Origin of the sequence: Streptomyces sp. NPDC055966 (assembly GCF_042269865.1) — a bacterium.
GTDB lineage: Bacteria > Actinomycetota > Actinomycetes > Streptomycetales > Streptomycetaceae > Streptomyces.
Window position 1 is genome coordinate 517,999 of sequence record NZ_JBHJYK010000003.1, and the last position, 12,755, is coordinate 530,753.

Annotated in this window: 13 protein-coding genes; 8 read left to right on the plus strand and 5 right to left on the minus strand. The window is 72.5% G+C overall.

Going from position 1 to position 12,755, the window contains the following annotated elements; genetic code table 11:
- Positions 1-63: 63 nt before the first annotated feature.
- The 4 genes from ACFC8N_RS09300 to ACFC8N_RS09315 all read left to right on the plus strand — a co-directional run bounded on the left by ACFC8N_RS09300 (position 64) and on the right by ACFC8N_RS09315 (position 3,679).
- Complete coding sequence (locus ACFC8N_RS09300) at positions 64-1,011, plus strand: ROK family protein (RefSeq protein WP_376287750.1); 948 nt, start codon at positions 64-66, stop codon at positions 1,009-1,011.
- Positions 1,011-2,156, plus strand: a complete 1,146-nt coding sequence (gene nagA / locus ACFC8N_RS09305; protein ID WP_356020290.1) for an N-acetylglucosamine-6-phosphate deacetylase — start codon at positions 1,011-1,013, stop codon at positions 2,154-2,156. The genes ACFC8N_RS09300 and nagA overlap by 1 nt, the downstream gene beginning before the upstream one ends.
- A 133-nt stretch (positions 2,157-2,289) precedes the next feature.
- Positions 2,290-3,207, plus strand: a complete 918-nt coding sequence (locus ACFC8N_RS09310) for a 1-phosphofructokinase family hexose kinase (protein ID WP_376287646.1) — start codon at positions 2,290-2,292, stop codon at positions 3,205-3,207.
- 115 nt (positions 3,208-3,322) lie between these two features.
- Positions 3,323-3,679, plus strand: a complete 357-nt coding sequence (locus tag ACFC8N_RS09315; RefSeq protein WP_356020294.1) for a peptidase inhibitor family I36 protein — start codon at positions 3,323-3,325, stop codon at positions 3,677-3,679.
- A 67-nt stretch (positions 3,680-3,746) separates the two neighbouring features.
- On the opposite strand, the gene ACFC8N_RS09320 is transcribed toward ACFC8N_RS09315, so the two are convergent.
- Together ACFC8N_RS09320 and cdgB are read right to left on the minus strand one after the other, a co-directional pair.
- The gene (locus ACFC8N_RS09320; protein ID WP_376287649.1) at positions 3,747-4,673 is read right to left on the minus strand and encodes a CBM35 domain-containing protein; all 927 of its coding nucleotides are present in this window, start codon (positions 4,671-4,673) and stop codon (positions 3,747-3,749) included.
- Between the two features lie 118 nt (positions 4,674-4,791).
- The gene (gene cdgB / locus ACFC8N_RS09325) at positions 4,792-6,462 is read right to left on the minus strand and encodes a diguanylate cyclase CdgB (RefSeq protein ID WP_356020298.1); all 1,671 of its coding nucleotides are present in this window, start codon (positions 6,460-6,462) and stop codon (positions 4,792-4,794) included.
- A 308-nt stretch (positions 6,463-6,770) separates the two neighbouring features.
- Here cdgB and ACFC8N_RS09330 point away from each other — a divergent pair, with 308 nt between their 5' ends.
- On the plus strand, positions 6,771-7,343 hold the full coding sequence (locus ACFC8N_RS09330; RefSeq protein WP_376287651.1) for a flavin reductase family protein: 573 nt from the start codon (positions 6,771-6,773) through the stop codon (positions 7,341-7,343).
- Between the two features lie 557 nt (positions 7,344-7,900).
- On the opposite strand, the gene ACFC8N_RS09335 is transcribed toward ACFC8N_RS09330, so the two are convergent.
- Together ACFC8N_RS09335 and arfB are read right to left on the minus strand one after the other, a co-directional pair.
- Positions 7,901-8,803 (minus strand): sigma-70 family RNA polymerase sigma factor, encoded by a 903-nt coding sequence (locus ACFC8N_RS09335; protein WP_376287653.1) that lies wholly within the window; start codon positions 8,801-8,803, stop codon positions 7,901-7,903.
- A gap of 76 nt (positions 8,804-8,879) precedes the next feature.
- Positions 8,880-9,317 (minus strand): alternative ribosome rescue aminoacyl-tRNA hydrolase ArfB, encoded by a 438-nt coding sequence (gene arfB / locus ACFC8N_RS09340; RefSeq protein ID WP_356020305.1) that lies wholly within the window; start codon positions 9,315-9,317, stop codon positions 8,880-8,882.
- A gap of 169 nt (positions 9,318-9,486) precedes the next feature.
- Here arfB and ACFC8N_RS09345 point away from each other — a divergent pair, with 169 nt between their 5' ends.
- Complete coding sequence (locus tag ACFC8N_RS09345; RefSeq protein WP_356020308.1) at positions 9,487-10,062, plus strand: TerD family protein; 576 nt, start codon at positions 9,487-9,489, stop codon at positions 10,060-10,062.
- Positions 10,063-10,194: 132 nt separating this feature from the next.
- Complete coding sequence (locus tag ACFC8N_RS09350; RefSeq protein WP_356020310.1) at positions 10,195-10,713, plus strand: GNAT family N-acetyltransferase; 519 nt, start codon at positions 10,195-10,197, stop codon at positions 10,711-10,713.
- Between the two features lie 44 nt (positions 10,714-10,757).
- Here the strand turns inward: ACFC8N_RS09350 and ACFC8N_RS09355 are convergent, their stop codons facing one another.
- The gene (locus ACFC8N_RS09355) at positions 10,758-12,164 is read right to left on the minus strand and encodes a M1 family metallopeptidase (protein WP_376287656.1); all 1,407 of its coding nucleotides are present in this window, start codon (positions 12,162-12,164) and stop codon (positions 10,758-10,760) included.
- 82 nt (positions 12,165-12,246) lie between these two features.
- Between ACFC8N_RS09355 and ACFC8N_RS09360 the strand changes: the two genes are divergently transcribed.
- Positions 12,247-12,747, plus strand: coding sequence for a hypothetical protein (locus ACFC8N_RS09360; protein WP_356020314.1), 501 nt, complete (start codon positions 12,247-12,249; stop codon positions 12,745-12,747).
- The last annotated feature ends 8 nt before the right edge of the window (positions 12,748-12,755 follow it).

Sequence of the window (12,755 nt, forward strand, 5' to 3'; positions counted from 1 at the left end):
AAGGTCTACACCACGTGAGTGGACTAGACCTCTCGCGGGTACGAGGGCCACACTAGGGCCGTGGTGAGACATGTCATCGCCCTCGACGTGGGCGGTACCGGGATGAAGGCCGCCCTCGTCGGCGACGACGGCGAGCTGCTCCACCGCGCCCGCCGCGCCACCGGCCGCGAGCGCGGACCGGACGCGGTGGTGGCGACGATCCTCGACTTCGCCGCCGAACTGCGCGCGTACGGCGTCGAGCACTACGGCACCCCCGCGCGCGCCGCCGGCATCGCGGTCCCCGGCATCGTCGACGAGGAGCGCGGCATCGCCGCCTACGCCGCCAACCTCGGCTGGCGCGACGTACCCCTGCGCGCCCTGCTCGCCGAGCGGCTCGGCATCCCCGTCGCCCTCGGGCACGACGTGCGCACCGGCGGGCTCGCCGAGGGCCGGATCGGCGCGGGCAAGGGCGCCGACCGGTTCCTGTTCGTGCCGCTCGGCACCGGGATCGCGGGCGCCATCGGCATCGACGGCCGGGTCGAGGCGGGCGCGCACGGCTTCGCCGGCGAGATCGGCCACATCGTCGTACGGCCCTCCGGCACCCCCTGCCCCTGCGGGCAGCACGGCTGCCTGGAGCGGTACGCCTCCGCGTCCGCCGTCAGCGAGGCCTGGGCGGCGGCCTGCGGGGACCCGGACGCGGACGCGGCCGACTGCGCGAAGGCCGTCGCGTCCGGCGACCCGAACGCCGTCCGGGTCTGGCAGCGGGCGGTGGACGCCCTGGCCGACGGCCTGGTCACCGCGCTCACCCTGCTGGACCCGGGCACGCTGATCATCGGTGGCGGTCTGGCCGAGGCGGGGGAAGTGTTGTTCTCACCGCTGCGCGACGCCGTCCGGCGCCGGGTCACCTTCCAGAGACTGCCGGCCGTCGTCCCCGCCGCCCTCGGCGACACGGCGGGCTGCCTGGGCGCGGGCCTGCTGGCCCGCGACCTGCTCACCACCACCGCTTCTACGACTCCGGAGGTAGGCGCCTGATGGCTCCCAGCTTGGTTCTCACAGGTGCTCGGGTGGTGCTGCCCGGCGGAGTGGTGGACGACGGGCGCGTGTCCGTGGAGGGTACGAAGATCACGGCGACGGCCGCCGAGAGCGCCCGGGCCGTCGACCTCACCGGCCACTGGGTCCTCCCCGGCTTCGTGGACATCCACAACCACGGCGGCGGCGGAGCCTCCTTCTCCGGCACGGCCGAGGACATCCTCAGGGCCGTCCACGCCCACCGCACCCACGGCACCACCACCCTGGTGGCCTCCACCGTCACCGACGAGATGGACCTGCTGGCGACGCAGGCCGGGCTGCTGAGCGAGCTGGCCGAGCAGGGCGAGATCGCCGGCATCCACTTCGAGGGGCCGTTCATCTCGCCGTGCCGCAAGGGCGCGCACTCCGAGGAGCTGCTGCGCGACCCGGACCCGGCCGAGGTCCGCAAGCTGATCGACGCGGCACGCGGCAAGGCGAAGATGGTCACCCTCGCCACCGAACTGCCCGGCGGCGTCGACTCCGTGCGGCTCCTCGCCGAGCACGGCGTGATCGCGGCCGTCGGACACACGGACGCGACGTACGAGCAGACGGTCGAGGCGATCGACGCGGGCGCCACGGTCGCCACCCACCTCTTCAACGCGATGCCCCCGGTCGGCCACCGCTCCCCCGGCCCGATCACGGCCCTGCTGGAGGACGAGCGGGTCACGGTCGAGCTGATCAACGACGGCACGCACCTCCACCCCGCCGCCCTGGAGCTGGCCTTCCACCACGCGGGCGCCTCCCGCGTCGCCTTCATCACGGACGCGATGGACGCGGCCGGCGCCGGTGACGGCCGCTACCTGCTCGGCCCGCTGGAGGTCGAGGTCAGCGAGGGCGTGGCCCGGCTGGTGCACGGCGGTTCGATCGCGGGCTCCACACTGACCCTGGACCGCGCGTTCCAGCGGGCGGTGACGATCGACCGGCTGTCCGTCGAGGACGCGGTGACGGCCCTGTCCGTCAACCCGGCCCGGCTGCTCGGCCTGTCCGACCGCATCGGCTCGCTGGAGCCCGGCAAGGACGCGGACCTGGTCGTGTTCGACGCCGACTTCGCCCTCAAGGGTGTGATGAGGCGCGGCGAATGGGTGGTGGTACCGCCCCAACTGGCGTGATCTGCCCGTCTTTTCCCCGAACGGCGGCCGACTCCTGACTGGGCCGGCCGCCGACTCTTTGGCATGATCGGGCCCCGGCGGACGATGACGGGCGCGACGACAGGCGCGGGGAACTTCGAGGGAGGCGGCCCGGATGATCCTCACGGTCACGCTGAACACCGCTCTCGACCTGACCTATCGCGTCCGGTCGCTGCGGCCGCACGCCTCGCACCGGGTCTCGGAGGTCATCGAGCGGCCGGGCGGCAAGGGCGTGAACGTGGCCCGGGTGCTGGCCGCGCTGGGGCACGAGGTGACGGTCACGGGCTTCGCGGGCGGCGGCACCGGGCGGGCCGTGCGCGAGCGGCTCTCCGCCGTTCCCCGGCTGACGGACGCGCTGCTCCCGGCCGCCGGGGCGACGCGGCGCACGATCGCCGTCGTGGACGAACTGTCGGGCGACACGACCCAGTTGAACGAGCCGGGCCCCCAGATCAGCCCCACCGAATGGGGCACCTTCCTCGACCGCTACGAGGAGTTGCTGCCCGGCGCCTCGGCGGTGGCCCTGTGCGGCAGCCTGCCGCCGGGCGTGCCGGTCGGCGCCTACGCGAACCTCGTGCGCGACGCCCGCTCCCACGGTGTGCCGGTGCTGCTGGACACCAGCGGCGAGCCGCTGCGCCGGGCAGTCGCCGCCCGCCCCGACATCGTCAAGCCGAACGCCGACGAACTGGCCGAACTGACCGGCTCCCACGAGCCGTTGCGCGCCACACAGGACGCCCGCCGGCGCGGCGCCCACGCGGTCGTCGCCTCCCTCGGCCCGCAGGGCCTCCTGGCCGTCACCCCGGAGGGCCGCTGGCACGCGGTCCCGCCCGACCCCGAACACGGCAACCCGACGGGCGCCGGCGACTCGGCGGTGGCGGGCCTGCTGTCGGGGCTCGTCGACCAACTCCCCTGGCCGGACCGCCTCACCCGCGCGGTCGCGCTGTCGGCGGCGACGGTACGGGCGGCCGCGGCGGGCGAGTTCGACCACGCGGCCTACGAGAAACTCCTGGCGCGGGTGTCGGTGACGGCGACGTGAAGACCTAGTCGAAAGTTTGGCCGAAAAACGCCCTTCCCTTCACGTCGGCCGGATGATCCCATGATCGCCGGTTCGCTGCGTCGACCAGCAGCGATGGACATAGGGGGAGCCTTATATGAGCGTGCTCAAGAAGAGCCTGACGACGGTGGCCGTGGCCGGTGCCTTGCTGGCCGGCGTCTCTGCCACACCGGCCGCGGCGGCCGATCCCAACACCTGCCCGAAGGGGAAGGTCTGCGGCTGGTCGGGGACGAACAGGACCGGCACCAGGACCGTCTACTCCGAAACGCCGGGCTGCGATCCCATCAACCCCGCCCGGTCCGTCTCGAACCAGACGCCCTACCGCATCGTGTTCTGGGCCATCACCCCCGGCACCGGCTGCGCCATCGGCACCAAGCTGCTCACGCTGAAGCCGGGCACCTACTCGGACAACCTCCATGGCACCGCTACGGGGATCGAGGTCTACGCGCAGTAGTGCCGCGGCCTTGACAGCGGATGTGGCGACCTCGGCGGCTGCCGAGGTCGCCGCACCGCTTCGGGGCTCAGCCGCCGGAGTTGACCCAGCCCTTCACCAGCCACATCTGGTCGATGAGGGCGTCGCACTGGTCGCCCTGCTCGCACGAGAGCTTGATGGTGTTCGAGCCCTTGTTGAGCTGGACCCAGCTGTAGGTCTTCGTCCAGCCCTTCTCGTAGCTGCCCGCCGCGCCGTGCGACCAGTTCTTCAGGCCGACCGGCGAATCGGAAGCCGTCCCGTTGACCGTGAGGGTGGCGGTGGCGTCCTTGCCGGGAACGCTGTAACCGATGTAGACGCTGTATTTGCCGGCATCGGGGATGCCGTTGACGGTCCAGGTGACCGAGGATCCGACCTGGTTGAAGCCCGCCACATAGGTCCCGCCGGCCGCTGACGCCCCCTTGACGGCCGAGGCCGCGGACGCGCCGCCGCCCAGCTGGAGGTCCTTCGCGTCGGTCTTCGGCAGGTCCCCCGACGCGCTGCTGCTCGCCGACTGGCTGGGCTGGGAGCTCTGCGAGGCGGACGGCGCGTCGGAGGCGCCGCCGCCCGCCTTGTTGTCCGAGGAGTTGCCGTTCAGCATCGCGACGCTGATGCCGATGACGACCGCCGCGACGACCGCGATGGCGCCGATCAGCAGGCCCTTGGTGTTGGGGCCGCGGCGCGGCGGGGCCGGCTGGGGGGTGCGGGTGGTGGAGGCGGGGCCGCCCGGGAGGGTCTCCGGGGCCTGGTAGTGGGTGTTCGGCTGGCCGTAGCCGCCCTGCTGCGGCACCTGGCCGTAGGCGGGCGGCTGCTGCTGGCCGTACTGGCGCTCGCCGACGGCACGCACCCTGCTGACCGAGTTCGGGTAGCCGTAACCGCCGGACGGCGGCTGGGCTCCTCTGGCCTGGCCGTCGGCGTACAGATAGCCGAAGGGGTCGTCTTCCTCGGGCGTGCTCGCGCCGTTGTCGCCGGGCGTCATCCCTGGTACTCCTCAGCAGGTGCGGGCGGATGCGATAGGGGGCATGGATGAGCGAGCCTACCCGCTCTCACTGAGCCAAACGGGTGGCTCGAACCGCATCAACTCGCTGACCTGCGGATCATCCCGCGCGTCGGTGCTGTTTGGGACGAGATCGTTTCTCTACGTACATCCGCTCGTCGGCTGACTTCAACACCTCGTCCGCGGTCATGCCGCAGTGTGCCCACCCGATGCCGAAACTCGCGCCCACCCGCATGGCCCGGCCCTCGGCCCGGATCGGCTGGATGATCTCGTTGCGCAGCCGTACGGCGAGGTCCTGGGCGTCGGCCCGGCCGAGGCCGTCGGCGAGGATCACGAACTCGTCGCCGCCGAGGCGGGCGACCGTGTCGCCGTCCCGGACACCGCGGGTGAGGCGCCGGGCGACCTCGATGAGGACCGCGTCGCCGGCGTTGTGGCCGAAACGGTCGTTGATCGACTTGAAGCCGTCGAGGTCGCAGAAGAGCACCGCGAGGCCCTTGGTGCCGTCGTCGCGGCCCTCCTCGGGCGCGACCGTGTGCACGTGGTGGTCGAAGGCGTCGTAGCCCTCCGTGCCCGGCCGGAAGTCGAAACCGCCGTGGCTGCCGCCGTGGCTGCCCGGGGCGTCGAAGACGGGGAGGCCGTAGGCCGCGTCCAGGGATTCCAGGTCGCCGGGCTGGGAGGGGCGATGACAGAGGCGGGCCGACAGGCGCGAGCGCAGCTCGGCGGAGTTCGGCAGGCCGGTCAGCGAGTCGTGCGAGGCGCGGTGGGCGAGCTGCAGCTCGCGGCGCTTGCGCTCCTCTATGTCCTCGACGTGGGTGAGGAGGAAGCGGGGGCCGTCGGCGGCGTCGGCGACGACGGAGTTGCGCAGGGAGACCCAGACGTACGTGCCGTCGCGGCGGCCGAGGCGCAGCTCCGCGCGGCCGCCCTCGGCGGAGGTCCGCAGCAGCGTGCCGATGTCATCTGGGTGGACGAGGTCGGAGAAGGAGTAGCGGCGCATCGCGGAGGCCGGGCGGCCCAGCAGGCGGCACAGGGCGTCGTTGGTGCGCAGGATGCGGCCGTGCTGGTCGCCGCCCATCTCGGCGATGGCCATGCCGGAGGGGGCGTACTCGAAGGCCTGCCGGAAGGATTCCTCGCTTGCGCGCAGGGCCTGCTGCTCGCGCTCCAGGCGGACCAGGGCGCGCTGCATGTTGGCGCGCAGCCGGGCGTTGCTGATGGCGATGGCGGCCTGGAAGGCGTACATCTGCAGGGCCTCGCGGCCCCAGGCGCCCGGGTGGCGGCCGTTGCGCGGCCGGTCGACGGACAGGACGCCGAGCAGCTCGCCGCAGGAGCCGCCCTGCACGCCCGGTGTGTACATGGGGGCGAAGAGGCGGTCCGAGGGGTGCCACTCGTCCTCGAAGCGGGGCGCGGGGCCGTCGGTGTACCACTGGGGGACGTCGTCGTCGTCCAGCACCCAGCCCTCGGTGTGCGGTATGAAGATCAGGTCGCCCCAGCGCTCGCCCATGTGCAGCCGGCGGTCCCAGGACTCGCGGGAGCCGACGCGGCCGGTGATCAGGGCCTCGGCGGCGGAGTTCCCGGCGAGGGCGGCGACGACGAGGTCGCCGTCCTGGCGCACGAGGTTCACGCACGCCAGCTCGTATCCGAGGGCCTGTACGACGCCGTCGGCGACCGTCTGCAAGGTGTCCGCCAGGCTGCGCGCCGTGTTCATGTCGGCCATGACCTGGTGGAGCTGCCGCAGGGACGCGAGACGGACATACGGCTCCGACTCAGTCTCCATGCTCGCCCTCCCCCCGCGACGTCGCAGCGAATCAAGGGTTGTCTCAGCTTCCACGCCACTGAATCACAGCGCGCTGCTCACTCGGTACACAGGGTCAACAATTCTTGCCCCTTGTGACTCAAGTCACAGGTGAACGTGAACAATTGAGTGGAGTTTCTGCATTTGGCACGTGCGAATACTGAACGCAAGCTTTGCGGGCGTGCGCAGATGATGCCCATAAGTGCCGCATGGTCGTCCCCTGGTCCTAGGACCCGGCTCGGGCGGAGGCCCGATGTGGCCCGTGCAGGGCGGAGACTAGCGTTCCAGGCGTGCTGAAGACTGCCTCTCCCGCCACCCTCACCGCTTCCGGGCATGCTGAGGGGGTGAGCAACGACGAGTTCCGGGCCGCGATGTCCCGGCTGGCCGCGGGCGTGGTCCTGGTGACCGCGCAGGAACCGCCGCTCGACCCGGACGACCCGGACGCGCCGGGCGTGGAGGACGTCGGCATGACCGCCACCGCCTTCCTGTCGGTCTCCCTCGACCCGCCGCTCGTCCTCGTCAGCCTGCGCGAGGGCTCCCGGATGGACGACCTGCTGGCCGAACAGCCCCTGTGGGCCGTGTCGGTGCTCACCGAGAGCCAGCGGCACATCGCCGGGCGCTTCGCGATGAAGGGCCGCATCAGCGACCGGCTGCTCTTCGCGGACATCCCCTACGACCGCGGCGAGGTGACCGGCGCGCCCCTGGTGGGCGGTGCGCTGGCCACGCTGGAGTGCCGCACCGAGCAGCGGGTGAGCGCCGGGGATCATACCCTCGTCATCGGCCGCGTGCTCACGGCACAGGTGCCGAGCGCCGAGGGCGGGCCGCTGCTGTACTTCCGGGGCCGGTACCGACAGTTGGGCTGAGCCCGGCACCGACCCGTCGGGCAGCGGGCGGCGGAGCCACCACCGTCGGGCAGCGGGCGGCGCCCCCGCGGGCTGTCAGGCACCCGGCCGGTTGGCGCCAGAGCCGCGGGTTGCCACGCCCCCGCCGGACAGTCACAGAGCCGGCAGCTGTCACGCCCCCGCCGGATGACGGCGGAGCCGCGGGCCGTCACGCCCCCGCCGGACCGTGGCAGAGCCCGCGGCTGTCACACCCCCGCCGGACGGTCACAGAGCCGACGGCCGTCACACCCCCGCCGGGTGACGGCGGAGCCGCGGGCCGTCACACCCCCGCCGGACCGTGGCAGAGCCCGCGGCTGTCACACCCCCGCCGGACCGTCACAGAGCCGACGGCCGTCACACCCCCGCCGGATGACGGCGGAGCCGCGGGCCGTCACGCCCCCGCCGGACCGTGGCAGAGCCCGCGGCTGTCACACCCCCGCCGGACCGTCACAGAGCCGACGGCCGTCACGCCCCCGCCGGATGACGGCGGAGCCGCGGGCCGTCACACCCCCGCCGGACCGTGGCAGAGCCCGCGGCTGTCACACCCCCGCCGGTTCGATCGTCAGCTCCGCGAGGCGGGTCGGGTCCGTGACGATGTCGATCGTGGCGATGCGGTCGGCGACGAAGGTGAAGGTCAGCGCGCGCTCCAGACGGTCGTCGACGTAGCGGACCAGGCCCGTGGCGCCGTCGACCAAGGCCGGACGGGACTCGGCGGCCAGGCGGGCGAAGCTCTTCGCGCCGGAGGCCACCCCGGTCGCGCCGATGGTCGTACCGGCCTCGCCGCGGGCCAGGACGTCCGGGTCGAGGACGGCCAGCAGCCCCTCGAAGTCGCCGTCCCGCGCCGCCGCCAGAAAGGCGTCGACCACCGCGCGCTGCCGTACCAGGTCGGTCTCCGGCGCATCCGCGCCCCGCACCCGGCGCCGGCCCCGGCTGGCCAGCTGCCGCGCGGCGGCCGGGGTGCGCCCGAGGACGCCGCCGACCTCCTCGAACGGCACCCCGAACAGGTCGTGCAGCACGAACGCCAGCCGTTCGGCCGGGTTGAGCTGGTCAAGAACAACCAGCAGGGCCGAGCCGACCGAGTCGGCCAGCAGGGCGTCCTGTGCGGGGTCCTGTGCCGGGTCCTGTGTGGCGGAGGCCACCGGTTCCCAGGTGTCCAGGGGCTGCTCGCCCCGGGTGCGGCGGGAGCGGAGCAGGTCGAGGCAGACCCGGCCGACGACGGTCGTCAGCCAGCCCCCGAGGTTGGCCACCTCGCTCGTGTCGGACCGGCTCAGCCGGAACCAGGTCTCCTGCACCGCGTCCTCGGCCTCCGCGGCCGAGCCCAGCATCCGGAAGGCCACGGCCCGCAGATGCCCCCGGTACGCCTCGAACCGCTCGGCGAGGACGTCGAGGCCGCCGTTGCCGCCGGTGTCGTCCTGGTGCTGGTGCGCGTCGTGCTCGCTCATCGGTGGTGCCGGCCTCTCCGTCGCCTTACAGGGTCTTCACGACCCTGACGTACGGCGGCCCGGAAGTGTGACGGACTCAGCTCCAGTCCCGGCCCGAGCGGCCGCGCTTGGTGTCCGCGCGCTGCTTCTTCTCCCGCAGCCGGCGTTCGTTGATACCGCGCGGGATGCGGGTCGGTCTGCGGGGCTTGGGCGGGGGCGCGCTGGCCTCCGCGAGGAGCGCGGCGAGGCGTACGGCGGCGGCCTCGCGGTTGCGCCACTGGGAGCGGTGCTCGGAGGAGCGGACGGTGACGACTCCGTCGACGAGCCGGCCGGCCAGCCGCTGCAACGCCCTCTCCTTCCACACCGGGGGCAGTGCCTCGGTGCGCGCGAGGTCGAAGCGCAGCTCCACCTGCGAGTCACTGGTGTTGACGTGCTGTCCGCCGGGCCCCGACGACCTGGAGAAACGCCACATCAGCTCGGCCTCGGGAAGGGAGACGGAGCCACGGATGAGGTAGGGACCGGACATGCCCACCATGGTCGCGCGACCGGCCCGTCCACGTCACCCGAAATACCCGCGGCGGTGGAACCGGGGACGGGAAGTAAAGAAAGTAAAGCGAGCTGGAACCTTCCCGGGCTCCCTCGGCGTTGGTAGGGGTAGCTGTACCTTTTCCGCCGTACCGAACCAAAGGAAGGGACTCCCAAGAATGGCTGTAAGCCTGTCCAAGGGTGGCAACGTCTCGCTCACCAAGGAGGCTCCGGGCCTGACCGCCGTCACCGTGGGCCTCGGCTGGGACGTCCGCACCACCACCGGCACGGACTTCGACCTGGACGCCTCCGCCATCGCGGTCAACGCACAGGGCAAGGTCTACTCGGACGCCCACTTCGTCTTCTTCAACAACAAGCAGACGCCGGACAACTCGATCGTCCACACCGGTGACAACACCACCGGCCAGGGCGAGGGCGACGACGAGGCCATCAACGTCAACCTGGCCGCGCTCCCGGCCGACATCGACAAGGTCGTCTTCCCGGTCTCCATCTACGACGCGGAGAACCGCGGCCAGAACTTCGGCCAGGTCCGCAACGCGTACATCCGCATCGTGAACCAGGCCGGCGGCGCCGAGATCGCGCGCTACGACCTCTCCGAGGACGCCGCCACCGAGACGGCCATGGTCTTCGGCGAGCTGTACCGCAACGGCGCGGAGTGGAAGTTCCGCGCGGTGGGCCAGGGCTACGCCTCGGGCCTGGTCGGCATCGCCCAGGACTTCGGCGTCAACGTCTGACGGACGCCGCACCGCCGAGCGGGGCCCCGAGCCACGGCGCACACGGCCGCGGCGCGGGGCCCCCGCCGCACCGGGAGCCGTACCGGGGGGGTGTGCCCGCCGGGCGGTGGGTTCCGGCGGTAGATTCCCCGGATGCTCCTCGAACCCCTGCCTCCCGACCAGGAGTTGCCGGCCCCGCTGCTGGCCGAACTGACCGGGCTGTTCGCGTCCAACCGGGCCTTCCACCGGATCAGCGGCGACTTCCCCGACCCGGACGACGTCCGCCCGGACCAGGTCGCAGCCGTACTCGCCGAGGAACTGGCCACGCCGGGCGCCGAGGCGCTGACGGCACGCACCGCCGCCGGCGAACGCCTCGTCGGCATCGCGGTCACTCTCGCCCGCCATCCCGACCCCGCCGACCCGGACCCGTGGATCGGCCTGCTGATGGTGCACGCGGACGCACAGGGCAGGGGCCACGGCCGTGCCCTCGCGACCGCCGTGGAGGAACGCTTCCGCGCCCAGGGCCGCACGGCGGTACGCCTCGCCGTCCTGGCCGCCAACCCGAGGGCCCTGGCCTTCTGGACCGCCCTCGGCTACGTCCACCTCGCCGACCGCACGGACCGCACCCACGGCCGCCCCTGCGCCGTCCTGCGCAAGGCGCTCCACCCCTGAGGCAGTCGGGCCCCTGAGGCGGTCGGGCCCGGAGTGGCGAGGCGTCAGGCGTGGGCCGGTTTGCCGTTGCCGTACAGCCAGTCCTTCCAGATCTCGGTGAAGTCCGTGCCGGGGAACTGCTTCTCCACGTACGCGGTGAAGTCGGCGGTGTCGGCGCTGCCGAACCGGTGGGAGGCGGGCCAGCTGCGCAGGAGGGCGAAGAAGCCCTTGTCGCCGACCTTCTGGCGGATCTTGTGCAGGACCATCGCGCCGCGCTCGTACACGGGGCTGTCGGAGATGTGGGCGGCGCCGGACGGCTTCGCGGGCGGATAGGCCCAGATACTGTCGTCGTCGCCGTCGTAGAGGTCGGTGAAGATCTTCTGGGCCGAGTCGCCGTCGTGGTCCTCCTGCCACAGCCACTGGGCGTAGGTGGCGAAGCCCTCGTTGAGCCACATGTCCTGCCAGGACTTCGGGGTGACCGAGTCGCCGTACCACTGGTGGGCCAGTTCGTGCACGACCGTCCCGGTGTCCGGGGCGCCGGGGAAGGTCGGCCGGTTCTGGGTCTCCAGGGCGTATCCGGCGGCGCCCTCCCCGGCGACGATCGCGCCGACGGAGGAGAAGGGGAACGGCCCGAAGGTGTCCTCCTCCCACTTGACTATGCCGGGCAGCCGCGCGATCACGTCCGCGCTGTCCTTCGCCTGGTCCGGGGCGACGGCGGTGAGAATCGGCAGCCCGTGCGGGCCGGTGGTGCGGGTGAGGGTGAAGTGGCCGACGGCGACCGTGGCCAGATAGCTCGCCATGGGCTGGGCGGTGTGCCAGTGGTACGACGTGCGGCCGCCCCGGGTGCTCTGGCCCGCCAACTCGCCGTTGGAGACGGCCTGGAGGCCCTTCGGGACGGTGACGGTGATGTCGTAGGCCGCCTTGTCGGAGGGGTGGTGGTTGCCGGGGAACCAGGCCATGGAGCCGACGGGCTCGCCGAGGCCGAGAGCGCCGTCGGCGGTGGGCAGCCAGCCCTCCTTGGAGCCGTCGGGGTCGGTGAGGGTGCGCGGGACGCCCGAGTAGCGCACGGTCGTGCGGAACGTCTCGCCCGCGTTCAGGTCGGTGTGCGGGCGGACGGTCAGCTCCTGCCCTGACCGGCCGAAGGGGGCCCTCCTGCCCTCGACGGTGACCGAGTCGACGTGCAGTCCGGCGAGGTCCAGGTCGAAGGCGGACAGGTCCTGGAGGGCGCGGGCGGTGATGACCGCCGTACCGGTGAGCCGGTGGCCGGAGGGGGTGTAGTCGAGGGTGAGGGCGTAGTGCTCCACGTGGTAGCCGCCGTTGCCGGCCTGCGGGAAGTACGGGTCGTGCACGCCCGGGCTGCCCGGGGTGCCGTGCAGACCGCCTTCGGCCGCCGTTCCGGTAAGAGCCAGGCTGAAGGTGAGCAGGGCCGCGGCGGCCGGGACGGCCACGGCGAGGCGTACGGAACGGGGCACGGCAGCGATCCTATGGGGCACCGGTCTTACTTATGGGACCGGAAATTAAGGGCCGGGCAGGGACCCGTGACACCATCGGTGCGTGCTCGACATCGGATACGCCCTCTCCAACAAGTTCCCGGACCCGCCGCAGACCGACTACCGCCGTGCGGACGTCCACGCGCTGCGGCACGACCTGTTCTGCGGTGACGTCTATCTCGCGGACACCGAGTCGGACCGGGAGCTGTCCACAGCCTGGGGATGGGTGCCGGTGCTGGACTTCGCGTGGGCGCTGTGCGACATCGTGGAGCGGCTGGACCGGGACCCGATGGGCTCGCGCGCCGCGCGCCCGCAGCAGGCGGAGCTGGACTTCACCGAGTCCACCGACCGGATGCTGTTCGAGCGCCGCTTCGGCTGGGTGGACATCGAGGCCGACTGGATGCCGGCCGAGGAGGCCCCGCTCAGCTTCGGCCACGCCGAGCTGCGCCGCGAGGCCCGCGACTTCCTGCACGATCTGATCGCGGACCTCACCGACCTCCACGACGACCTGGCGGAGAACCCGGCGATCTGGACCCTCCAGGCCCGCTTCCCCCGTCTGCCGTGAACCATGGC